The organism is Virgibacillus doumboii (assembly GCF_902806455.1).
GTDB lineage: Bacteria > Bacillota > Bacilli > Bacillales > Amphibacillaceae > Lentibacillus > Lentibacillus doumboii.
In genome coordinates, this window is record NZ_CADCWQ010000001.1 from 220,274 (window position 1) to 244,116 (window position 23,843).

General features: G+C 38.7%; 20 protein-coding genes and 1 pseudogene. 17 read left to right on the top strand and 4 right to left on the bottom strand.

Features of this window, described 5'->3' with window-relative positions:
* Window positions 1-8: 8 nt before the first annotated feature.
* From G6R02_RS01080 to rlmN, 16 genes and pseudogenes are all read left to right on the top strand, one after another.
* Window positions 9-1,085, top strand: a complete 1,077-nt coding sequence (locus G6R02_RS01080; protein ID WP_164667418.1) for an NAD-dependent epimerase/dehydratase family protein — start codon at window positions 9-11, stop codon at window positions 1,083-1,085.
* Between the two features lie 35 nt (window positions 1,086-1,120).
* Window positions 1,121-2,275, top strand: a complete 1,155-nt coding sequence (locus tag G6R02_RS01085; protein WP_164667420.1) for an SAF domain-containing protein — start codon at window positions 1,121-1,123, stop codon at window positions 2,273-2,275.
* A 36-nt stretch (window positions 2,276-2,311) separates the two neighbouring features.
* Window positions 2,312-3,424 carry an acyltransferase family protein gene (locus G6R02_RS01090; protein WP_164667421.1) on the top strand — a complete coding sequence of 371 codons (1,113 nt, stop codon included), beginning with the start codon at window positions 2,312-2,314 and terminating at the stop codon, window positions 3,422-3,424.
* Between the two features lie 178 nt (window positions 3,425-3,602).
* Window positions 3,603-5,522 (top strand): annotated as a pseudogene (locus tag G6R02_RS01095) (asparagine synthase-related protein); the annotation flags it as partial.
* A 28-nt stretch (window positions 5,523-5,550) separates the two neighbouring features.
* A complete protein-coding gene (locus G6R02_RS01100) occupies window positions 5,551-5,682 on the top strand; it encodes a paeninodin family lasso peptide (protein ID WP_164667423.1) in 132 nt (43 codons plus the stop codon).
* Window positions 5,683-6,223: 541 nt separating this feature from the next.
* On the top strand, window positions 6,224-8,209 hold the full coding sequence (locus G6R02_RS01105) for an asparagine synthase-related protein (RefSeq protein ID WP_164667424.1): 1,986 nt from the start codon (window positions 6,224-6,226) through the stop codon (window positions 8,207-8,209).
* Window positions 8,163-8,336, top strand: coding sequence for a paeninodin family lasso peptide (locus G6R02_RS01110; protein WP_164667425.1), 174 nt, complete (start codon window positions 8,163-8,165; stop codon window positions 8,334-8,336). Before G6R02_RS01105 ends, G6R02_RS01110 begins: the two co-directional genes overlap by 47 nt.
* A gap of 318 nt (window positions 8,337-8,654) precedes the next feature.
* Entirely contained in the window at window positions 8,655-9,581 is a 927-nt protein-coding gene (locus G6R02_RS01115; protein WP_164667426.1) for an HPr kinase/phosphorylase, read from the top strand.
* 5 nt (window positions 9,582-9,586) lie between these two features.
* Entirely contained in the window at window positions 9,587-9,877 is a 291-nt protein-coding gene (locus tag G6R02_RS01120; RefSeq protein ID WP_164667428.1) for a lasso peptide biosynthesis PqqD family chaperone, read from the top strand.
* 17 nt (window positions 9,878-9,894) lie between these two features.
* Window positions 9,895-10,341, top strand: a complete 447-nt coding sequence (locus G6R02_RS01125; RefSeq protein WP_246202484.1) for a lasso peptide biosynthesis B2 protein — start codon at window positions 9,895-9,897, stop codon at window positions 10,339-10,341.
* Window positions 10,342-10,353: 12 nt separating this feature from the next.
* Window positions 10,354-11,529, top strand: a complete 1,176-nt coding sequence (locus G6R02_RS01130; RefSeq protein ID WP_164667430.1) for a nucleotidyltransferase domain-containing protein — start codon at window positions 10,354-10,356, stop codon at window positions 11,527-11,529.
* Window positions 11,530-11,540: 11 nt separating this feature from the next.
* Complete coding sequence (locus tag G6R02_RS01135; RefSeq protein ID WP_164667432.1) at window positions 11,541-13,337, top strand: ABC transporter ATP-binding protein; 1,797 nt, start codon at window positions 11,541-11,543, stop codon at window positions 13,335-13,337.
* Window positions 13,338-13,354: 17 nt separating this feature from the next.
* Window positions 13,355-14,332 (top strand): metallophosphoesterase, encoded by a 978-nt coding sequence (locus G6R02_RS01140; protein ID WP_164667434.1) that lies wholly within the window; start codon window positions 13,355-13,357, stop codon window positions 14,330-14,332.
* A 67-nt stretch (window positions 14,333-14,399) separates the two neighbouring features.
* On the top strand, window positions 14,400-15,818 hold the full coding sequence (locus G6R02_RS01145; RefSeq protein ID WP_164667436.1) for a hypothetical protein: 1,419 nt from the start codon (window positions 14,400-14,402) through the stop codon (window positions 15,816-15,818).
* A 42-nt stretch (window positions 15,819-15,860) separates the two neighbouring features.
* Window positions 15,861-17,021 carry a YecA/YgfB family protein gene (locus G6R02_RS20200; protein ID WP_281347074.1) on the top strand — a complete coding sequence of 387 codons (1,161 nt, stop codon included), beginning with the start codon at window positions 15,861-15,863 and terminating at the stop codon, window positions 17,019-17,021.
* A gap of 86 nt (window positions 17,022-17,107) precedes the next feature.
* A complete protein-coding gene (gene rlmN / locus G6R02_RS01155; protein WP_164667438.1) occupies window positions 17,108-18,175 on the top strand; it encodes a dual-specificity RNA methyltransferase RlmN in 1,068 nt (355 codons plus the stop codon).
* 274 nt (window positions 18,176-18,449) lie between these two features.
* On the opposite strand, the gene G6R02_RS01160 is transcribed toward rlmN, so the two are convergent.
* From G6R02_RS01160 to G6R02_RS01170, 3 genes are all read right to left on the bottom strand, one after another.
* Window positions 18,450-18,968: a YbaK/EbsC family protein gene (locus G6R02_RS01160; protein WP_164670282.1), complete on the bottom strand. Its 519-nt coding sequence runs from the start codon at window positions 18,966-18,968 to the stop codon at window positions 18,450-18,452.
* An 82-nt stretch (window positions 18,969-19,050) separates the two neighbouring features.
* A complete protein-coding gene (locus G6R02_RS01165; protein WP_164667440.1) occupies window positions 19,051-19,956 on the bottom strand; it encodes an EamA family transporter in 906 nt (301 codons plus the stop codon).
* Between the two features lie 84 nt (window positions 19,957-20,040).
* A complete protein-coding gene (locus G6R02_RS01170; RefSeq protein WP_164667442.1) occupies window positions 20,041-21,303 on the bottom strand; it encodes a GGDEF domain-containing protein in 1,263 nt (420 codons plus the stop codon).
* A 190-nt stretch (window positions 21,304-21,493) separates the two neighbouring features.
* On the opposite strand from G6R02_RS01170, the gene G6R02_RS01175 reads away from it, so the two are divergent.
* The gene (locus G6R02_RS01175) at window positions 21,494-22,111 is read left to right on the top strand and encodes a DUF421 domain-containing protein (protein WP_164667443.1); all 618 of its coding nucleotides are present in this window, start codon (window positions 21,494-21,496) and stop codon (window positions 22,109-22,111) included.
* A gap of 285 nt (window positions 22,112-22,396) precedes the next feature.
* Here G6R02_RS01175 and G6R02_RS01180 read toward each other — a convergent pair whose 3' ends face one another.
* Window positions 22,397-23,815 carry a Na+/H+ antiporter NhaC family protein gene (locus tag G6R02_RS01180; protein WP_164667444.1) on the bottom strand — a complete coding sequence of 473 codons (1,419 nt, stop codon included), beginning with the start codon at window positions 23,813-23,815 and terminating at the stop codon, window positions 22,397-22,399.
* Window positions 23,816-23,843 lie beyond the last annotated feature (28 nt).

Consider the following 23,843-nt stretch of genomic DNA (forward strand, 5'->3'; position numbering starts at 1 on the left):
AATGATTCATGAAAAACGTACTTGTAACAGGTGCAGGTGGCTACATTGGCAGTATCCTTGTACCCAAATTGTTGGACCGGGGATACCATGTTAAAGCGATCGACCGGTTCTTTTTTGGTGTTGATAAATTACAGTCACATCCTAATTTGACCATTATTAATGAAGATTGCCGCCGGTTAAAAGAAGTACATTTTGTGGATGTGGATGCTGTCATTGATTTAGTGGCAATTTCCAATGATCCAAGCGGAGAACTTTTCAAAGAAGTCACCTATGAAGTAAACCATTTAGCCAGAGTTAATACAGCAACTCTAGCCAAGAAGATGGGTGTAGAACGATATATTTTGCCTTCATCCTGCAGCATTTATGGATTCCAGGATAAAGAGGTAATAGTTGATGAAAATACAAAAACAAATCCATTAACAGTCTATGCCAAAGCAAATGAGAAAGCTGAACACGGGGTTCTACCATTGGCTGATAATAATTTTACCGTAACAGTAATGAGGCAAGCGACGGTATATGGTTATTCACCGCGAATGCGATTTGACTTGGCGATAAATGGAATGACGTATGGTGCATGGGAAAACGGCGTAATTCCACTAATGCGGGACGGTTCTCAATGGAGACCAATGGTACATGTGGAAGATACGACTGATGTCATGTGTCTGCTGCTTGAATCAGAAGTTCATAAAATAAATGGGGAAATATTTAATACGGGTTCGAACAGGAATAACTATCAATTAGGGCCACTTGCTGAGGAAATTGCAGCAGCATTGCCTATTGATGTGAAGATTGACTGGTATGGCGATCCTGATCATCGTTCTTATCGTGCTAATTTTGATAAGATCGAAAAAGCTTTAAATTGGGAAGCAAAATATATTGCAGCAGATGGGGCACAGGAAATCTATAAGAAGTTGGCGAGTGGAACACTTGAAAAAACAGAGCAAACCATAACGTTAAATTGGTATAAGCAATTAGTTAAATGGCAGAAGATAATGAAACAGGTAAACATGTACGGAGGTATTTTAGAGATAGAAAAGGATGAAGCTTCAAAGTTAGTTCATCAAAGTAAAGAAGTATTTTTTTAAACTAATTGTTCTTTATTAAGAAGGAGGCTAAACTAGTGAGTAAAATATCGAGAATCGGTATTGCAGGTACAGGTTTGATTGGTAAGGGAATTGCATTGGAGGTGGAAAAACAATCTGAATTAGAGCTTTCTAAAGTTCTTACAAGGCGTCGCATCAGTACAGTGTCTGACTACCCTTTCCCGGAGACACTAACGAATTCAGTGGAGGAATTTATTGAAAACAGCGATTTAATTGTGGAATGCAGCGGGGATGTTATTTATGGAACAGAAGTTATTGATCAGGCCATGAAGGCTGATAAACCGGTGGTAACGATGAATGCTGAGCTTCAGGTTACTACCGGTTCTTATTTTGCAAAAAGAGGGTTTATCACTGAAGCGGAAGGCGACCAGCCGGGATGTCTGGCCTCATTGCATGAAAATGTGATAGAGATGGGTTTCAAGCCATTGGTATATGGAAACATTAAAGGCTTTATGAAATTGGATCCGAACTTGGAAGACATGAAATATTGGTCAAAACGAAATGGTGTCCGCCTTGATATGACAACTTCTTTTACCGATGGAACAAAAGTCCAGGTGGAGCAGGCGTTGGTTGCTAATGGCCTTGGTGCTGGAATTGCCGTTGATGGTCTGCTTGCTCCCAGTTCAGATGATTTAAATCAAGCAGGGGAAGAATTAGCTGAAGAGGCTAAACAGTTAGGGTATCCCATTTCTGAATTTGTGCTCGCACCAAAAGCTCCTCCCGGGGTGTTTATTACAGCAGAACATGACAGTCGGCAAAAGGATGCACTACGCTATTTCAAGATGGGCGAAGGACCATACTATACTATTCTGCAAAACTATCATCTATGTCACCTGGAAGTGGTAAAAACGATTAAACGGGTCATAAATGGCGGTGGTGTCCTTTTAAATAATGGTGAAAACCCTGCTGTCAGTGTTGCAGCAATAGCCAAAAGAACACTTCAGCCTGGAGAGAAAATTGAAAAAGGCATTGGCAGTTTCCAGGTTAGAGGCGAAGCAGTAAAAATTGCAGGGCATAAAAATCATGTGCCAATTGGCTTGCTTGTAAATGCAGTCATGAAACAGCCGGTTGAGGAAGGTGAGATTATTACGTTTGATGATGTGGAACTGCCTGAGAGTTTGGCTTTGGCAGCATGGCTGGATACTATCGGAAAAACACCGATTAATAACTGAGAAAAAAGCTTTTACTGTGAAGGGATGGGCTTCCACTTGGAAAGAAACTCTACAATAGATGTTATGAAGTGTATTGCAGTATTTCTAGTTGTCAGTTTACACACGGTGACTTATGGCTATGATTGGCAGGAAGTTGAATATATCCGTTTTATCATTCGTGTCTTTCCAAGATGGGTTATTCCCTTTTTCTTTATTGCTGCAGGCTATTTCTTTGCCCGGAAGATCAAACAGCACAATTCCAGGGCGTATTTTAACCAGTATGTGACTAAATTAATCCGATTGTTTATTATATGGTACTTATTCTATCTGATTTATGACCTTGCTATACAAGTGGTTCTTGCAGTCTATATGGGATTAAACGTAAAAGCTGAATTACTGGATTACATAACATCATATGTGAATGTAAATGATCTTTACTATGGAAGCGGAATGACGTCCTATCATCTATGGTTCTTGACTGCACTTATCTGGTCAATGGTTATTTTGTATGTTGCTTTAAGATTTAATAAACTTAAATTTCTATTGATTGTGAGCTGTGTCCTTAACATAATCGGACTTTTCGGACAGACATACTCGAGCATCTTCAGTTTACCGATACACACTAGAGATGCTTTATTTTTCGGGTTGTTTTATACAACGATAGGTTGCTATATTGCAATGCATCGCGACTGGATTATCAAGAAGATCAGTGGGATTAAATCAAGTATCTTTGTTTATTTGTTCCTATTATTATCATTGATTCAAATTGGTGAATGGTTTCTAACAGTTAAAATATTGGATGGGACAAAAATGTTCGGTGACTATTATGCAACAACGGCCCCTTTAACTATCAGTCTCTTTTTGATAACGTTAAAAAACATTTCAACAGGAAGAAACACATTCATCGCTAAAGTAGGCAAAAATGCAGTAGGAATATATGTCTCACATTTGTTTGTAATAAGTATAATTATTCTTTTATTTAAATTACTGGATATAAGTTATTTAAGAAACAATTTTTGGTTTAACCTTATGTTAGTGCTGACAATTTTCTTTATTTCATACTATTTCTTCATATTTTTTAACAGCTTATTAAATAAAATTAAGATCTTGTTTTTATCGTTTATCGGGGATAGAAAGCATTTAAGGCAATCGAACAAAACAGCAATGTAAAAGGGTAAAAAGGTGGAAGGTATGATTTTCAAGAAAGGATATGAAGATGCTCCAGGGGATAGCGATTTTATTCATGCTATCCCTTCATTTTTTGCTGATTAGGCGGGCTACCCAAATACCTGTAAAACATAAAATTAGTGAGCAGAAAGTAACTTAACATTTTACTATGGAGGTAATTATGAGTGCTATCGCTGGAATTTATAATTTAAATAATGAACCTGTTTCGATAGAACATAGTCACGGCATAATGAAATCATTACAAAAATTCCCCGCTGATGATGTTCAGGTATGGCAAAAAGAAAATACTTTCTTAGGCTGCCATGCACAATGGATTACGCCTGTATCAGTTGGGGAGCAACTGCCTTATTTTGACTATGAGCGACAGTTGGCTATTACTGCTGATGCAATAATTGATAATCGTGAAGAATTGTTACAGAAGTTGCAGATTGATAAAGACGAAGGAAAAATAATGCCCGACAGCAAGTTGATTTTGCTTGCCTACTATAAATGGGAGGAAGAAACACTTAAGCATTTAATTGGTGATTTCGCATTTATGATTTGGGACGAGCGGAAGCAGAAGCTTTTCGGGGCAAGAGATTTTTCTGGTGCCAGAACGCTTTATTTTCACAAGAGCCCGCAGCGATTTGCTTTTTGTACAGCAATTGGCCCGTTGTTAACGCTACCTTATATTCAAAAGCAATTGAATGAACAATGGCTTGCTGAATATTTGGCTATACCGAACATGATTGATGCGGTAGATGGCTCCTTAACTGTAATTAAAGGTACCAAACAGGTTCCTCCATCCCACTCAATTACAGTAGTCGAAGGACAAGTAAACATTTCAAAATATCATACTTTGGTTGTTAATAAAGAGATAAAGTATAAAAATGATCGGGATTATGTTGATGCTTTTCGAGATGTGTTTCAAAATGCGGTAGACTCACGATTACGTACGCATCTTCCTGTTGGTTCCCAGTTGAGTGGCGGATTGGACTCAGGAGCAGTTGTCAGTTTTGCTGCTAAAACATTGAGAAAGAAGAATAAACAATTACATACATTTAGTTATATTCCGGAAAGTGACTTTAAAGATTGGACGCCACGACACAGAATGGCTAATGAACAGCCCTTTGTTGAATCAACTGTACAACATGTAGGGGGTATTAAGGACCACTATTTGAACTTTGAAGGGAAAAGTTCTATCTCAGAAATAGATGAATGGCTTGAAATAATGGAAATGCCTTATAAATTTTTTGAGAACTCCTTCTGGGTGAAAGGAATTTTTGAGAAGGCTAAACAACAAGGAATCGGAGTATTATTAAGCGGCGCCAGGGGGAATTTTTCAATATCCTGGGGACCGGCTTTGGACTATTATGCGGGTTTATTAAGAAAAATGAAATGGTTTCGTCTGAATAGTGAATTGCAGCGTTATAGCATAAACAACGGAGTAAATAAAAAAGCCCGCTTACTTCAACTTATTGGAAAGAAGGCATTCCCATCCTTAAACCGCTCAAAAGAAGTTTATCAATTGCCAATGCTAATTAATCCTGAATTTGCCAAAAGGATGGATGTTTTTAATAAAGTAGAAAGCCACGGAATTGATATAAACAGAGATTCTAAACCTAATATATATGAAGTTAGGAAGCAGCATTTTGAAAAGGAATATATGTGGAATTCGACTGGAACATCCGGAACAAAATTATCCTTGCGTTATGGGTTATGGAATCGCGATCCAACAAATGATATAAGGGTAATTCGATATTGTTTGGCCTTACCGGAAGAACAATTTGTGAGAAATGGATTAGACAGGGCGCTTATTAGAAGGGCTACAAAAGTATATCTACCTGACAAAGTAAGGTTGAATCAAAGCGTAAGAGGCATTCAAGGGGCTGATTGGGTTCATCGGATGACACCTTCCTGGGGACTTTTTATAAAAGAATTGCAGCAGCTGGTTATGGATCCCATCGTTTCGGAATTCTTAAATATTAAACTATTGAAGACTGCCATTTCCAAGCTTAAGGAAGGACCACGATTAGATTACGCATTTGATCCGGAGCTCAGGGTTCTAATGCGTAGTTTAATCGTTTATAGATTCTTAAAAGCATTTTATCTTAAAGGAGGTGAAATATATGCAGAAAGAATGGGAAAGGCCAGTGTTGGAAGTGCTGGATATTAGCATGACAATGCAAGGTCCGGGGATTAGGGATGTGGATGCTACGTTTGAAGATGAGGATGAAGTAGCGCATCTTCATAAGAGTTAATTTCTAGTCCTGACTTAATGTTTTATTTTTAAATGCCCTTATGCATCAATTATTGTATAAGGGCATAGAATTTCTTTATCTTACTAGCTTGCTGTATAAAGTAAAGTTATTATTTTCGACAGGGGAAAGTAGGCATATTAGGCGAGATAAGCAAAATTTACTATTTAAAATGAGGTAAGTCTAATTAACTACATTTCCAACTCCGGATAGTGCCTGATAAATAGATTGAAAAAGGCATTGCACCTTCCAAGTAAGAGTTGAAACAGTTAAGCTTGGCTGGCAACACGAATTGTGTTCCAAATGGCTTAATTATATATGCATTTATGAAAGGGTTATAAAAAAATTAGAAATAAGTATTGAAATTCCACTCAAAATGGGGTATGTTCTTTATATAGAACCATACAGGTGTAAAGTCACATTAATCACCTAATATACTGTTTTGGACACAATTTAGATTATAGCAAATTAAGCAACAGCTTTTTTTATGATTTTATAGTTCTTATTAAAGAACAAACGATGATCTTTTTTAGGAGAAGATACGATGAGTGCAATTGCTGGAATTTATTATGTAAAAGACACTGTTCCCAAAATTCATGGACAACAAATGATGCAGGCATTAAGCAAGTTTCCTGCAGATGCCGTGCAAACCTGGAACAAAGAAAATGTGTTTTTAGGGTGCCATGCACAGTGGGTTACACCGGAATCAATCGGTGAACAATTGCCTTTATATGATTATGATCGACAATTGGCAATTACGTCAGATGCAATGATTGATAATCGGGAAGAACTATTTGATAAATTAGGAATTCATCGTGAGGAAAGGAAAGTGATTCCGGACGGTAAATTGATTCTTCTTGCGTATTCGAAATGGGGAGATGAAGTTGTAAAACATTTGATTGGTGATTTTGCTTTTATGATTTGGGATGAAAAAAACCAAAAGTTATTTGGGGCAAGAGATTTTTCCGGAACAAGGTCGCTTTATTATTACCATGATGATCAGCGATTTGCATTCTGTACAGTCATGGAACCATTACTAAAACTGCCCTATGTAAAAAAGAAATTAAATGAAGAGTGGCTGGCTGAGTATTTGGCAATTCCGAACATGATTGACTCAGTTGATGTATTAAAAACTGCCGTTAAGGATATTCAACAAGTTCCTCCCTCACATACGATTACTGTAAAGAATGGAAGCGTGAACCTTTCTAAGTATCATGTACTATCATTTGACGAAAAAATTAGATTCAAGTCAGATGAAGAATACATTGAGGCTTTCCGTGATGTTTTCCAGAAAGCGGTTGACTCAAGATTACGTACATTTAAAGCAGTTGGATCACAATTGAGTGGTGGACTCGACTCAGGATCGATTGTTAGTTTTGCTGCAAAAACGTTGAAAAAACAAAATAAGAGATTACATACCTACAGTTCGATTCCTGTGGAAGATTTTAACGATTATACACCAAGACATCATTTCCCTGACGAACGCCCATTTATCAATAAAACCGTTGATTATGTAGGAAATATTGAAGATCACTATTTAAGTCTAGATGATAAAAATTCTTATACAGATATCGATGACTGGCTGGAAGTTATCGAAACGCCTTATAAATTTTTCGAGAATTCATTCTGGATGAAAGGTATTTTTGAACATGCGAGTAATGATGATATTGGGATTTTATTAAGCGGAGCGAGAGGAAACTTTACAATATCTTGGGATCCGGGATTAGAGTATTATAGTCATTTATTAAAGCGTATGAAATGGATTCATTTTGCCCGTGAACTTAAATCTTTTAGCAGTAATATTGGAGTAGGGAGGAAAAAAGTACTTCAAGTTATAAGTAAAAAGGCCTTTCCTTTTTTAAGCCATGAAGACGACTATCAATTTCCGATGCTTATTAATCCTCATTTTGCTAGTGAGATGAACGTGTTTGATAAACTTCAAAAATATGGAATGGGAGAAGATGGATTCCCCGAACTCAACATGTTTAAAGAAAGGCAATACCTTGTTGGTAAAGATTTTATTTGGAATACAAATGGAATATCATTCTCGAAGTTATCTTTGCAATATGGATTATTAATGCGTGATCCAACCAATGATATCCGTGTGATAAATTATTGTATGGCTATTCCATTGGATCAATTTATTAATAGCGGAATGAACCGAGCGCTTATCAGAAAAGCAACAAAAGGGTATCTGCCGGATGAAGTGAGGTTAAACCAAACAAAATATGGACTTCAAGCAGCGGATTGGGTTCATCGGATGATACCCTGCTGGACAGATTTAATTAAAGAGGCGAAACAGCTAGTGAAAGATAAGGATATGGCACAATATTTGAATATGGGGACGGTAAAAAATGCCCTTTCTAAAGCAATGGAAGTTCCAAAAGGTGATTTTACCCCTAATCCTGATCTTAGAGTCCTAATGCGTAGTATAATCGTATATCGATTTCTACAATCATTTGACCTTGAAGGAGGTGATACATATGAAAAAGAAATGGAAAGAGCCAAGACTAGAATTGTTGGATATTAGAGAGACAATGCTGGGTAGTTGGAAAGGTGGCCATGATGCAATATTTGATTTCAATGATAAAGGTTGGTACCCGGACAATCCAGGTGGTGGCGGTAACGATGGCGGAGGCGGCAACATCGGTAGTTAAATTATGAAATTCGATAGTTTTTACCTAGGTCTGTTTGTATTGCCATATTTAATAGAAGTTTAATAGTAATCAGGCGATGCGGGACCAGGGTAGAAGTTATGGACCAATATGATGTTTATGAACCAACTATCATTTTGGTTATTGTAAGCCGTATTCAACATTAATTCCATTGACCCTTATACATACCAGTTTGTATAAGGGTTATTCTTTAATATAGAAAAGATTACTATTTTTTGAGACTGTACAATAGTGTTGAGAGATCTACGTTTCATTTGTTTGCAATATTTTATTTATCATAAAAAAGTAGGTGAGTAACTAGTGTTTCAAACAACTAAAGCCACATCCTATGCAGCATTTGGATTAAACATTTTAAGTGAATATTTTTTACCTGAATTAAAACGTAATAGTAATGAAGATTGTGATTCAGATTTAATAATCAAGAAAGAAGACCTATCTATCTTTTGGCTGGAAAATGCCCAAACAGACTCCTATTACTACATCAAAGAAAACCTTTGCATGGTCAGGGTTCCCGATGTAGCCATTTACAAAATTGAAGATGGAAGGGGAATTTCGGTATCTCCTTTCGAAGGCTCAAACGATGACCAGATCCGACTTTATATACTTGGCACGTGTTTGGGTGTAGCACTCATGCAACGAAAAATATTACCTATACATGGAAGCTGCATTGCTATTGATGGGAAAGCCTATGCTATTGTAGGTGATTCCGGTGCAGGAAAATCAACGCTGGCTTCCGCATTTGTAAATCGGGGCTTTCAATTACTTACAGATGATGTCATAGCTGTGACGCTATCTGAGGAAAATGTTCCGATTGTTATACCTTCCTATCCACAGCAAAAATTATGGCAGGAAAGTTTGGACCAGTTCGGCCTCAAGTCTAATCAGTTTAAACCTATTTATGATAGAGAAACAAAATTTGCAATTCCTGTTACCGACCATTTTCTTGATAAACCCATGCCCTTAGCGGGGATTTTTGAATTGAATAAAACAGATCAACATGAAATTGAAATATTACCTGTTCAGCAATTAGAGCGGTTTCCTATTCTCTACTATAATACCTACCGGAACTTTATGATTAATCGTTCCGGACTAATGGAGTGGCACTTTGAGTTTTCAGCCAATATGGTAAATCGGATTGATTTTTATCAAATAATGAGACCAAGTTCACGATTCACTGCTCATGAATTGGTGGATAACATATTAAATTTAATAAACAAGGGAGAGTAAGACATATGAATAAAACAATCTCAATAAACGATATTGTAAGTCAGATAGAAGGAAATATTGTCAGTGACATGGATGGAGAAAAAGTCATGTTAAGTATCCAAAATGGAAAGTATTACAATCTTGGTGAAATTGGCGGGGAGATTTGGGAGTTTATCAAAGAACCTGCATCAATTCATGACCTGATTCGTTCGTTAGTAGCGCAATATGATGTAGAAGAAAGTGAATGCAGGGATCAGACTATTGGATTCATAGATCATTTATTAGAAGAAGGTTTAGTAAAGGTAGAGTCTGCTTAAGAAGGGGAAAGAGCGAGATGCGAAAGGTAAACATACTTCTGTCGTTAAATATGGAAATGAAAGTGCTCTTATTCGAAGCATATTTTTATCTAGCCTGGGGGCGTATGCTAAAAGGGATGCCCTTTTCAAAAATTGCCCCTTCACTGGGAGAAAAAATGAAAGAAACATCGACCAATCTAAATCCTGAATACAGAAGGAAGTTGGGAGGAATATCCCAAGCGATACAAATCATGAGCAAGTATACGTTTTGGGAAAGTGAATGCCTTGTTAAAGCAATTGCCGCAATGAAGATGCTGGAAAAACGGGACATTGAAAGCACGCTTTACCTGGGAATGGCAAAAGATGAATCGGGCCAATTAATTGCCCATGCTTGGTTGCGCAGTGGCCCTTTCTATATAACTGGTGCGGCAGGGATGGAACGTTTTACAGTTGTCAACAAGTTTGCAAAAACCTTGTCAAAGTAAGGAGAGAACGATATGAAACGGTTCAATCTTGATATCTCCAACGTACCAAATGAACTTCGCTTCATAATTGAGCTATTAAAAAACGAAGATATTGCTACTATCAATCCAATAGTTTATAAGAATATTGATTGGAAAGCATTTATAGAATTGTTATTTCATCACCGATTATACCCGATTATCTATTCAAAATTAAAACAGTTTGACGGGGGAATTGTACCACCGGATGTGGTGAATTATATTTCCATTTACTACAAGAAAAACACATTGCAAATGCTGAAATTCAGTGCAGTGACGGAAAATATCAGCAGACTGTTTGCTGAAAATCGGATTCCACTCATTTTATTAAAAGGGCCGGCACTTGGTCATTTATTGTATGGGGACATTTCACTAAGAACCTCCAGTGACTTAGATTTCCTGGTTCCTATTGAGGAACTGGAAAAAACGGATAGATTGCTTGCCGAACAGGGCTATCAAAAACATGATTACATAAAAACAGTACTTAATGATTGGAAATGGCGACATCACCATGTAACTTATTATCATCCCCAGCAACAAATCAAAATGGAAATTCATTGGCGATTAAATCCTGGTCCCGCTAAAGAACCTGGTTTTCAGGAATTATGGGAGAGGAAAAATAGAAGTAAGTTTACTAGTTTTCCAGTTTATTTATTAGGGAAAGAGGATTTATTCTTATTTCTAACGTCTCATGGTGCACGCCACGGCTGGTCACGGCTTCGCTGGTTGGTCGATATTCAGGAATTGGTTAAACAAGAAATAGATTGGAAAAAAGTAAATGATAAATTAAGAGTATGTTACTATAAAAAGCCTGCAGGGCAAGGACTTTTATTGGCATCTTGTCTTTTAAATTCGGGGATAAGTCATGAAATGCAGCGATTAATGAAAGCTAAATCGACAATGCATTTAGCTCAGCAGGCGGTATATTATTTGGAAAATAGGATTAATCTGCACACAGATCCGGTTCCGGAAGATGTAGCGCACTTTCATAAACATCATTTATTTTCATTGATGGGTTGGCGGCAGAAATGGTTATTTTTATTGAGTTTCTTATACCCTTATCCAGATGATGTAGAAACATTACCATTACCAAAAACCTTGCACTTTCTCTATTTTCCATTACGGCCAATTTTGTGGGCTTACCGGAAGACGAGAAAAATTGCCTTTTCATAGGGGGGACGATGATGAAATCCATCATTTATTTTTTAAAACAAATACACGCTTACTCTGGGAAAATTGTTTATATAAATCTTATGGCAATGACGGGGATTGGTTTATTAGAAGGTGTAGCTATTTTATTACTGATACCATTAATCAGTATAAGTGGAATTATCGACATGGGTGTAGAGGGAATCCCTCTTTTAAACAATCTTGGTTTTATTGAAAATATCCCCCCTCTTATTGGACTTCCTGTGATTTTAACTTTTTATGTTTTACTTGTAATTGGTCAAAATATCGTGCGCAGACAGTTAACAGTGAAGAATACAGAAATACAACAGGGTTTTCTACGATACATGCAGGTGGAAACCTATAAGTCAATACTTCATTCAAATTGGCAATTTTTTGTCAAACAAAGAAAATCGGATTTGGTAAACATTCTGACATCAGAAATTGGTCGTTCGAGTATGGGGGCGTATTCTGTATTAAAGTTTATTTCATCTACGGCATTTTCCGCCATTCAAATTGGTCTTGCTTTCATTCTCTCACCCAGTATAACCATTTTTGTATTGCTATGCGGTTTGATTCTCATCTTTTTTAATCGTAAGTTCCTTAAACGGTCACTTGCCTTAGGAAGAAGAAATTTTGAATTAGGCCGGGAATACCTTGGGGGTGTTACGGATCAGATGAATGGGATTAAAGATATTAAAAGTAACACACTTGAAGATTCCAGAATGGTTTGGTTTCAATCGATTACTAAAGATATGAAAAATCAACAAGTGGAATACACAAGATTAAAAGCAACCTCACAACTATATTACAAAGTAGCATCAGCGTTATTAATTGCTGTGTTTATTTATTTTGCCTTAATGATGTTTCAGGCACAGGCAGCACAACTTCTTTTAATAACAGCGATTTTTTCCAGGTTATGGCCAACAGTTGCTGGTATACAAGCATCATTGGAACAAATTGCATCAACGATTCCATCATTTAAAGCAGTGATAGCGTTACAGAATGAATGTAAGATTGCAAGGGAATTTGAGAAAAATAAAGAAGAAAAAATTATACCGTTACAGGTCCAGAATGGTATCGAATGTGATCACATCCATTTCCGATACAACCAGCGTAAAAATAATTATGCACTTAAAGATATTGACATTACCATCCCCGCAACCCAAATGATGGCATTTGTAGGGCGCTCGGGTGCTGGGAAAAGTACATTAATTGATATTTTATTGGGATTAAATAAACCGGAAAAGGGGCAAGTCATTATTGATGGGGTACCATTAACCAGTGATCAGTTATTAGCATGGAGAAGGTCCATCAGCTACGTACCACAGGATCCATTCCTATTTAATACGAGTATACGAGACAATCTTCTTTTAGTAGAACCTGATGCGAGTGAAGAACAAATGTGGGATGCCCTTGATTTCTCCTCGGCAGCAGAGTTTGTGAGTAAGCTGCCGGATGGACTTGATACGTTAATTGGCGATCGCGGGATAAAATTATCCGGCGGTGAGCGGCAGCGGCTTGTTTTGGCTCGCGCAATCTTGCGTAACCCATCTATTCTTGTACTGGATGAAGCAACAAGTTCACTTGATACGGAAAATGAGGCAAAAATCCAGGAAGCATTGGATAGGCTGAAAGGGAAAATGACAATCATAGTAATTGCGCACCGTCTATCAACGATTCGAAACGCCGACCAAGTGGTTGTGCTGGAAGAAGGTGAAATCGTCCAAAAAGGCGGGTTCACCCAGCTGGCAGGTGAGAAAAGAAGCACATTCAGTTATTTATTACAGAATCAAACGGAAGTTACACAATAAGATGGCGGTGATCAGTCTTGAAAAAGATTGGAGGAAGGATTCTACTAGGAATATTACTCGCATTTGTTGTATTAATTGTTTATACCATATGGGACAATAACCGAATAACGATCACAGAGCAAAAAGTCATGATAGAAGATCTCCCGGAACAACTTAAAGGGTTCCGGATTCTTCATGTTACAGACCTGCATGAAAAAGAATTTGGCAACAATCAGGCAAAATTGATAGACGCGATAAATGCCATCAATTATGATGCGATTGTTTTCACAGGGGACATGCTGGATAGCACGCAAAGCACCGATTTCACCTCTTTTTACACTTTGCTCGAAGGTATTACGAATAAAGAAAATGCCTGGTTCGTACCAGGAAATACTGATCCATACAGTTACCAATTCAACCCGGATATCGAAAAAAGTGAGTTCATTAAAGGGATGGAAAAAAGAGGTGTCAAACTGTTGGAATCAATAGATACAGCAGAAATAGATGGATCGGAAGTCCACTTTGTGAATTTCGAGCTGGCTATTGTGAAAGATTCTGAACACGTTGGCATAAGTAACGGCGTGGTCACCCCGCCATATGAATCAAATGAAAAGTATATCGCGCATCGAAAGCAGCTTTGGGAGGGCATGGAAAAAATAGAGGATGAAAAAACAGTCATTGCTCTCAACCATTACCCGGTGGTTGATGCGAGAATCGATTATATCAAAAATAGCTCCAGCAAAGTTTTAAGAGATTTTGATTTAATCATGGCTGGACACTATCATGGCGGCCAAATCCGCCTGCCGTTTGTAGGTGCACTATTCGTTCCAGAGCCCTGGTACAACAACAGTTTTTTTCCACCAAAAGACCGTGTGAATGGATTATGGGAATACAAGCAAATGAAGCAGTATGTCAGTACCGGTCTTGGAAGCAGTGACTCCATCTTATTCCTGAAGTTTCGCTTGTTTAACCCTCCGGAAATTAACCTGATCACATTGGAGCGTCAAGCAAAATAAAAATAGCTTTTGCTGTAAAAAATCTAGTATAATAGTACTATGCAATCATCACCGGGAGGAGAGTATAGTGAGAGACACAATTTATAAAAAAGACATAAAGAATTCTGGTAAACAGCGTTGTAAGCAGCTGGAGCGGAATCAGCAATTTTATAAAAATAAGTCGCACAAAAACCGGAAATCCCCAAATGCCCCATCTGAGTCAGCATCTGAAAACTATCAACGGGAAAAGAAGCTCCGCAAACGAGCGCAGAAGGATTTACATACAGTTCGAAATACACTGGAGCAGAATAAGAAGACTATTAAAAAGCAAAAGCAGGAATTACAGGAGTATAGGAAAGAAGTTTTCAGGCTTAAACATGATTGCTGGGAACTTACACAATCGCTTAAACAAGTAAATACCCTCGAAAAAGAGATAAAGCAGCAGGAACATACCATTCAACTGGAACGAGAAGAGCGGTTAAAGGCAGAAGATACAGTTCGGCAACTGGAAGCTGAACGAAAGAAACGCCGGAAAAATAATAACAAAATGACTGCGCATACGAATCAGGTCAAACAATTAAAACAATCAAATGCCTCGCTGAAACGTCAATTGGAAAATTATGATCTGCTATCCCATCAAAAATATAGTAATCTCGAACAAGAGGTAAAAGATTTGCGGAAAGAAGTTCTCGTTCATCGCAATCGCGAGAAAGAGATTTATAAAAATCCGATGTATCTGTTTCCATATTTGAAACAGCATATTACAAGTGATTATTTGCCCGATTTATTAAATCTGATTGAAGACTCCATTACCACCAGCAACCTCCCGCATTTCTACCGCGGTCCCCATAATTTGTTTTATCTGCTTATGCGGCGTGTGAATTTACTTGCCTATCAAACCAAAAAAAGAACCAGGCCGTACCATCTTCAGAATACACACAATACAAATAAAATAAATCGTCTCGGTTATCTAATCTATGTAAATGATAGCTGGAAATTTGTAGACCTCTCCGAGAGTGACAGACAGCAAGTTTACCCGGTAATTGAAAATTTGAGCGATAGTGAGCTTTCCATCAATACACCAGCTAGGGCTATTTTTCGCCAGGAAGGGGTAAACATTCTGCACCTATTTTCATTACGGCCTCCAAGAACTCCACAGGCCAAACAAAAACATACCAGAACAAAATCGCCAAAAAAACAATACAATTTTTTTGGCAAATTCAATATTCTGGTTTTGGGATCAAGGTTTATGAACGATTATAAATACCGATTGGAAAAACACGGATTTATAGTAGAACTTCACAATCCCTATGAAGAAAGCTATGAACTGTTGAAAGGTAAAATTAACCGAGCCGAAATAATCCTTGTCTGTGAACGTCATGTTCCACATAGTATTTGGGATTATATTGATAAAACACAGCCATATGTGAGTGTGTTAAAGCAGGACAGCAAGGATCTGATTTCCACACATGCCTACCTGACGTTACAACGGTGTGAGCTTGTATAGGAAATGGTATAATCGGGTATAGATGAATGGAGGCAGATTTTCATGAACGCGTTTTTAAAAACAATTGAACCACATATACTTTCTGATGATCCGATACTGCAGCGTTCTGTGATGCATTCATTAAGGGAATACCCGTATATACCCATTGAATGGACAGCAGAATTATTGCGAAAGTCCAGAGGCTCCAGACAGTCGATGCGTAATATTGTCCTTTCGATGGACGAAATGCATTTTGATGAGAATGCCGTGAAAGAATTAATTATATGCCTGAGACTAACCAGCAAAGAGAAGCTTCATATCTATACAAGATTACTTCATCAGATTAGTCCGGAATTGCTGTTGGCTCATAAAAAAGAACTTAATCCATATATTTCTGCTGTAGATTGGGAGTTTTATCAGAAATTAGTAACAGTCAATGATATGGAGGAAGCTTACTCTCTCTACTTTGATGCTATTCGTAATTTAGACTCAAAATACAACGGGCATTGGTATAAACTCTGCAAGCGAGCTATTGAAATGCTTATTGAAAAAGGCTTCATGAATGAATGGGAGATTGTACTCAGAATCCGGGAAATACTTGAAGAGAATGATGGCATCCTTAATTATGAAGGTCTCTTGAATGTATACGCGATGAGTATTTTTCGTGAACCGAAATGGATTCCACTGCTTGTCGAAATGCTCACATGGGACGATGATTTTTTGCTGGAGGAAGTAAGCAGATCACTAATAAGCTATCAGTCGGATAAAGTAGTTGAAGCAGTTTACCCGCTTTGTAAAACAGATGATTTTATTTTTCCGATTGGCGTTTTGAAAGATACAAAAACAGAATCAGCAGTCAGCGCATTAAAGCAACTCTATCATGAAACGGATGATTCCGAAGCGTGGGAACTCATTGCAGATGGACTATGCAGTCAGTTTTCCATAGAAGGAATTCCAGAGATTGAACGGCATATGGATCAGGGTTATCGCGCAAAAATTGTGGAAATAGAGGAATCGGCATATGGGTTTTACAAGGTTATCGGGGAGACGCATCCGGAATTGCACCTTTGGAAAAGAGAATCAGAGGAACGTGAGCGCAAATTTCAAGCACGATTGGGTAGGGATTTGGTGAACCAACCTATTATTAAAGAAAGTAAAGTTGGACGCAATGACCCATGTCCATGCGGGAGCGGTAAGAAATATAAGAAGTGCCACGGCGCCTGATGTGGATAGTAGAATTTGCCGCATTGCGGTACATCCAGTAATATAGTACAATGTAAGAATTGCAACGTTTGAAATGAGGTATCAAAATGAGTAAAACATCCATTTATGGAATGACATATGAACAATTGACCGATTGGCTGGTGGAACACGGACAACAGCGTTTCCGCACAGATCAGGTTTGGAACTGGCTTTATAAAAAGCGTGTCACTGAATTCGCTGAGATGAAGAACGTCAATAAAGAAACAATTGAACTGCTTGAGGAGAATTTTGTTCTTCACACATTGAAGGAGGAAATCAAGCAGGAATCTTCTGACGGTACGGTTAAATACTTGTTCAGGCTTGCGGATGGCAACGTAATCGAGACGGTATTGATGCGTTTCAATTACGGATTGTCTGTTTGTGTGACAACACAGGTAGGCTGTAATATTGGCTGTTCGTTCTGTGCAAGTGGTCTGTTGACGAAGAGCCGTGATCTGAATGGCGGCGAAATTGTCGAGCAGATTATGAGTGTGCAGAAGCATCTTGACGAAAAAGGTGAAGATGAGCGCGTAAGTCATATCGTTGTTATGGGTATTGGCGAGCCATTCGATAACTTTAACAATCTAATGGACTTCATCAATGTCGTGAACCATGACCATGGCTTGAATATTGGTGCAAGACATATTACCGTGTCTACAAGTGGCCTTGCTCATAAGATTTATGAATGGGCAGATGCCGGCACACAGGTTAATTTGGCTATATCCTTACACGCGCCAAATAACGAACTAAGAACCCAGATTATGAAAATAAACCGGGCATTTCCGATTGAAAAGCTCATGGCTTCAGTCGATTACTACCTGGAAAAAGTAAACCGCCGTATTACGTATGAATATATTATGCTGAAGGATGTCAATGATCATAAAGAAGAAGCGGAAGAACTGGTGAAATTGCTTGATGATAAACGGCATTTAAGCTATGTGAACCTGATTCCGTATAATTCCGTTGACGAACACAACCAGTATCAGCGCAGTGACTCCGAAACAATCCAGGCATTTTACGAAACATTAAAAGAGAACGGCATTAACTGTGGTGTCCGCTGGGAAAACGGTGCAGATATTGATGCTGCATGCGGACAGCTCCGAAGCAAGCAAATTAAGAAAAAGAACGCAGTGTAAGAAAAAAACCAATTGCTGTCATTCAGCGATTGGTTTTTTGGTAATTGGAAAAAAGAACATACGAAGCGGACATATATTCCGCTATTTCCCGCAAAACACACGTTTTAAAGGTATTCACGGACATATATTCCGTTATATCCCAAAAATGAGCGAATGGAAGACCGTTTTTCGCCTGATAGCGGAACAAATGTCCGCGAACAGTGTAAAATCACCGTTTTCGACACAAATAACGGAATAAATGTCCACTTAATCATTGCAGCACAGATTTATGTACCTACTGTTTTTCACTGTTTGTCGTCACGGTTTCCTCAGCCTGGTCCTCTTCCCATCCTTTACAAACATCCACCCAGCCTTTAGCAAATGAATAATCAGCTAACTCATCACATGATAATTCAATTGCTGAGTTTGTACTTCCACAGGCAGGAAATACGGTTTCAAAGCGTTTCATCGAGACGTCCAGATAAACATCCAGGTCGTTTGTTAATCCAAATGGGCAGACGCCGCCGACGCCATGCCCTGTCTGTTCCAACACTTCGTCAGGTGAAAGCATTCGTGCCTTGAAGCTGAAATAATTACGGAACTTTTTATTATCAATTTTGGCATCACCAGCGGTAACGACCAATAGTCCGTTGTCCCCTTCGCCTCTGAAGGATAGCGTTTTCGCGATACGTGCAGGACGAACACCAATCGTATCAGCTGCTTCCTGAACCGTGGCGCTTGAGCTGTCAAACTCCATTACGTCTGCATCACGATCCCACTTTTTAAAATGATTCTTCACACTTTCCAATGACATCTGCATTCACAGCTCCTCTCTGCCAATATTATGAAAAATATATCATTCTTTCATACAGTAAAGCAAAAAAGAGGTCCTGTCCCTAGCTTTTTGCATGCTTTTCCTTACGATGGAATCTAATATTTCCCAGTTCATTTAGGATAATTGCGCCAATGATTAGAATCGTCCCAACCCATTGAACGGCAGTTATTGTCTCATGAAGGATGATGCCGGCAGACGTTATTGCGACCGGCAATTCAATAGAGCTTAATATGTTTGCCAGACCTCCGGAAACTAAATGTGCTCCAAGCGCGAAAAATAATGGAGGCAACACAGCACCAAATAGTGCAACACCCGCACATACTAACCATAAGTGTCCATCAGTTACGGGGATAGATGGGATGTCTCTGATAAAAATCAACGACACCAGTACGGCGGATCCAGTTACCATTATTGAACTGCGAACCCATGGATCAACATCCACTGCAACTTTGCCGCTCGAATAAATAAATCCGGCATATGTAAATGCAGAAAGGATGCCAAATACAAAACCCATTGCAGGCAACCGATCAAGGCTTCCATGAAGGATATTGGAGGCTAAAAACACGCCTGTAAGAATCAGCACGATTGCCAAAAAGGTCATAAAGGTCGGCTTGATTTTGCTGAATATCCATTCAAGCAGGATGCCGATCCAGACGAATTGGAATAATAATATAATTGCTAATGACGCCGGAAGATACTGCATTGAGCCATAGTAAAAAATACTTGTCAGCCCGACAAACGAACCGGTAATCAGAATTTGTTTGATATTCTTTCGGTTTAACCCTCTGAAGCTTGCTCCTTTAGCTAAAGCGATACCCCACAAAAACACGAAGGAAATCAGCATTTGAATAATATTAATCTGACCAAGTGTGTAACCATAGCTGAAGCCCAGTTTGGCAAAAATGGGTGTAAATCCAAAGCTGCCTGCCCCAATTAATACGAAAATAATTCCTCTTTTTCTTCCCATAGCTGTCAACTCCTCGTACTAAACAAAGCAATCATATCATAGTTTGCATGTCACAATAATAAAAGACTGCTAACATAGCAGCCTTCATGAATCCGAATATCTCACAGACATTGGCAAATCGTTTATGCTATTCTTTACCGACACACGGTTTTTGCCGAGTTCTTTTGATTTCAGTAATAGATGGTCGGCATTAACGTACCCTTTTTCGATGGAAAGGTATTCCGTCGTTTTATAATAATACAATCCGAATGATGCGGTATAGGAAATTGAAATGTTTTTCGACTTAAATTCCGCATGGACCTGACTGGTACTCACATCACTCCGCATCAGTTCCACCAGTTCCCAGCATTCCTCATATGTTTTATTTCTGAGGAAAATTGTAAACTCTTCGCCGCCGGTTCGGAATAAATGATCCCCCTCAGTAAGCCTGTACTGCAGAACTTTTGCAAAATGCCGGATTACTTTGTCACCAATGGCATGGTTATAGTTATCGTTATACTGCTTGAATTTATCAATATCCGCTACAATAATTCCGATATACTCTCCTGACGCGTTATACTCCTTCATTTTTTTGTCCAAATATGCCCGGTTATACACGCCCGTCAGGAAGTCGCTGTATGCCATTTGTTCGAATTTATCACGTTCTATTTTGTTGCGGATACTCAGTGATTTATCCACGAGCGAACGACTGACCAGATAGTTTAAGATAAACAGGGCAATGACCATTTCCCATCTTTCTTCCTGTAAAAAAATAAGCAGTAACCCGTTTGAGAAGGCCATTTTTCCTAAATCAGCAACACTCCTGCTCTTTATAAAATCAATTGCATCCCGCCATGACCTGATTTCCCCATAGCAGATCGAGATGATGATAAGGTAAATATCAGATAAGAAGGCAGTAAACAGCACGAGACAGATAATTAAGATCCAAAAGCCGAACGGTATGTTTTGAAAGGCAGGATAAAATTGTGTAAACAGGTAAAATGCAATCGTGTTGTTAAGCACAAATGACGCGATATTATAAAATGTATGCAGAAACTCTTCATCATCAGCCGTTTTTGTGAATTTGCGATAAAAATAAACTGTAAAAGAAGTAATCGTTTCGTAGATGAGCAGTCCAAGCGGGCCGGCGAACAGGGCAATTGACAAGCTGTATGAGATGCCGTAATCCATGTTTATTTTTCCATTTGTTGTTACTACTCGCAGGTGGATATAGAGGATGGAGAATAACCAATACAGTCCAAATGCCTTCAAATATACAGAAGTGTCAATCAACATAGGTCCGGATAGTAAAGCAGCAAAAAAAGAAGCCGCGAATAATGCGATGATGAAGACCTTAACACGCAACATTGGCAATTCTCCCCCTTTCCATATAGGACCTTCAACCTAAACAATATTCTTAATCATATCATAATTAAATCTCTTTTTGTAAAAAATCTGTCATTTCTGATGGGATGCCTCTTTTGGGCATGGGTCCTTTGTAATTTTGTATAGAAATTGCCATTCATATCAAACTAACGGGTGAAAGGAGTTGGGAAGGATGGAACTTGATTGGATTTGGAAGGCAGTACTTATAGTTATTGGTGGAACATTCCTTTTACGGCTTGCCGGCAGGAAATCCATTTCACAAATGACGCTCCCGCAAACAGTTCTTATGATTGGGATTGGCTCGTTGCTTATTCAGCCTGTATCAGGCTCAAACATCTGGCAGACACTGGCTGTAGGAGGCATTCTTGTTTTTACGTTGATATTAATGGAATATGCCCAGGTGAAAGGGAATCCGTTTGAAAAATTCATAATTGGAAAATCCAAGGTTCTTATCGAAAATGGTCAGTTGAATGAAAAAAATTTAAAGAGGCTGCGACTTACAGTAGATCAGCTGGAGATGAATCTGAGAGTTCAAAATGTCACAAGCTTAAAAGATGTGGAATGGGCGACTTTGGAGCCTAATGGACAGGTTGGTTTCACACTAAAAAAAGAAGCCCAGCCTGTAACGAAAAAAGAATTCCAGGAGTTTTCAGCAGAGGTTCAACAATTACTTACTCAAATAGGTAAAAATCAGGCAGCTAATCCATCTCTTTTTCCAGATCAGCAGAATATATTTACGGAGATTGATGAAGAAAAACCTAAAAAACCATCGCCAAAACACCTGCAATGAAGTTGACCGCGGACATTTAATCCTTTATTTCCATCAAACACACGTCTTTTGCAACTCTGGTGGACCTCTATTCCTTTATTTGGCCAAAAGCATGCCTTATTGACAGGTTTTTTAGTGGATAGCGGAACAAATGTCCGTGGACTCATCCAAAATACGATTTTTTTCAGATATAAAGGAACAGATGTCCACCGCAAATTTTGGATGCGATACTTGTACAATTTATCAATACATATGAAACAGAAATAGCATACCACCAAGTATGCTATTTCCGTTTCTCAGCACTTTTTAAATAAAAAAGAACCCTACGGCAAGATAAATCGCAACAGAAATCCCTGCTCCTATCGAACAAATCTTTAACTTATAGCGTGCGTATTCAACCAACGGCATTTCCAGAATCGATGCGGTCGTAATGGTTGTATCCCCGAGCGGAGACGTCATTGCGCCAAACGATCCACTGGCGAACACAGCTCCAACTGTTAATGGTATCGATGCGCCGGATGATACGGCGAGTGCTATTCCGAGCGGCATGAACAATCCCCACGTTCCCCACGATGATCCGATAAAATAACTGACTACGGCTCCAATCAGAAATATAATCGCCGGAATTGTGAACGATGGCAGGAATGAACCGAGTGTAGTACTGATAAACTTCGAGAAGCCAAGATCCTCGGCTACAAGAGACAATGCCCAGACGAGTACGAGCAGGATGATTGCCTGCATCAGCTGGTTTCCGCCATCAAAGAAGTGGAAGATTGTCTCACCCAGCTCCTGTTTGCGGAACATGTAATAGACAAACGTAATAATAAGTGTAATGAAAATAGCCAGCAGCATGACAAATGTTGCGTCCGCTTGTGAAAAGGCATCAAAGACAGTTTCTGCACCTTTTGACACCCCGTCTTCCCATAACAGGAACAGTGATAAACCAAGCAGCAGAAATAATGGAACAATTAAATTCCAAGGCTGTGCTTTTACCATGGACAGTTCCTTTTCTATCCCGACGCGGTGGTATTCAGGGTCATCTTCATTCTTGCTTTTCTGCTTTTTAGTAATTTCTTTTTCAGATGATGACCAGAACGTCCGAATCAAGCCAATCACAAGCATGACAATGGCGTAAAAGTTAAACAGAATGCTAAGTAAAAAAATCTGATAGGAGTCCATTCCCAGGTCATGTTTCTGAACCCCGGCTTCCACCAGTGAAACCATAAACCCGACAAATGCGGTGGCTACAGGCAACAGAACAATAACCGAGCTTGTAGAGACATCCATCGTGAATCCGACCTTGCGTTTGGACATTTTCATTTTATCCATGAGTGATTTCACGACTGGTCCAATCATCATAATCCGGAACATCGGCATCATGAATGTAAATGGCAGTGTAAGCCAAATCAAGCTAAGCAATCCGCGCTGGGAGTCTATTTTTTCACCGATCCATTGGGAGAACCCTTTAATCCCTCCGGAGATATTCATCATACCAACAAGACCACCAAATAAATAAAGAAAGGCAATAATTTTAATGTTATTTTCATCAGATAGAGTCGTTACAATATAGTTAACTGTTTTCTGAGACCCGCCTAATACACTGAATTCAACAAGTAAAGCGCCAACTAGTAATCCGAGAACGAGGCCCGGCAGTATTTTTTTCAGCCAAATAGATAACCCGATTACAATGATAAATGGAATTAACGATAACCATGTTTGCTCCATATTTATGCCTCCCTTCCACAGTTTAATT

What these genes read in the sequence shown, in the direction of transcription:
- G6R02_RS01080 (WP_164667418.1), top strand. Translation starts at nt 9, where the DNA reads ATGAAAAACGTACTTGTAACAGGTGCAGGTGGCTACATTGGCAGTATC.
- G6R02_RS01100 (WP_164667423.1), top strand. Translation starts at nt 5,551, where the DNA reads ATGCAGAAAGAATGGGAAAGGCCAGTGTTGGAAGTGCTGGATATTAGC.
- G6R02_RS01105 (WP_164667424.1), top strand. Translation starts at nt 6,224, where the DNA reads ATGAGTGCAATTGCTGGAATTTATTATGTAAAAGACACTGTTCCCAAA.
- G6R02_RS01110 (WP_164667425.1), top strand. Translation starts at nt 8,163, where the DNA reads ATGAAAAAGAAATGGAAAGAGCCAAGACTAGAATTGTTGGATATTAGA.
- G6R02_RS01120 (WP_164667428.1), top strand. Translation starts at nt 9,587, where the DNA reads ATGAATAAAACAATCTCAATAAACGATATTGTAAGTCAGATAGAAGGA.
- G6R02_RS01125 (WP_246202484.1), top strand. Translation starts at nt 9,895, where the DNA reads ATGCGAAAGGTAAACATACTTCTGTCGTTAAATATGGAAATGAAAGTG.
- G6R02_RS01130 (WP_164667430.1), top strand. Translation starts at nt 10,354, where the DNA reads ATGAAACGGTTCAATCTTGATATCTCCAACGTACCAAATGAACTTCGC.
- G6R02_RS01135 (WP_164667432.1), top strand. Translation starts at nt 11,541, where the DNA reads ATGAAATCCATCATTTATTTTTTAAAACAAATACACGCTTACTCTGGG.
- G6R02_RS20200 (WP_281347074.1), top strand. Translation starts at nt 15,861, where the DNA reads ATGAACGCGTTTTTAAAAACAATTGAACCACATATACTTTCTGATGAT.
- rlmN (WP_164667438.1), top strand. Translation starts at nt 17,108, where the DNA reads ATGAGTAAAACATCCATTTATGGAATGACATATGAACAATTGACCGAT.
- G6R02_RS01160 (WP_164670282.1), bottom strand. Translation starts at nt 18,968, where the DNA reads ATGTCATTGGAAAGTGTGAAGAATCATTTTAAAAAGTGGGATCGTGAT.
- G6R02_RS01165 (WP_164667440.1), bottom strand. Translation starts at nt 19,956, where the DNA reads ATGGGAAGAAAAAGAGGAATTATTTTCGTATTAATTGGGGCAGGCAGC.
- G6R02_RS01170 (WP_164667442.1), bottom strand. Translation starts at nt 21,303, where the DNA reads ATGTTGCGTGTTAAGGTCTTCATCATCGCATTATTCGCGGCTTCTTTT.
- G6R02_RS01175 (WP_164667443.1), top strand. Translation starts at nt 21,494, where the DNA reads ATGGAACTTGATTGGATTTGGAAGGCAGTACTTATAGTTATTGGTGGA.
- G6R02_RS01180 (WP_164667444.1), bottom strand. Translation starts at nt 23,815, where the DNA reads ATGGAGCAAACATGGTTATCGTTAATTCCATTTATCATTGTAATCGGG.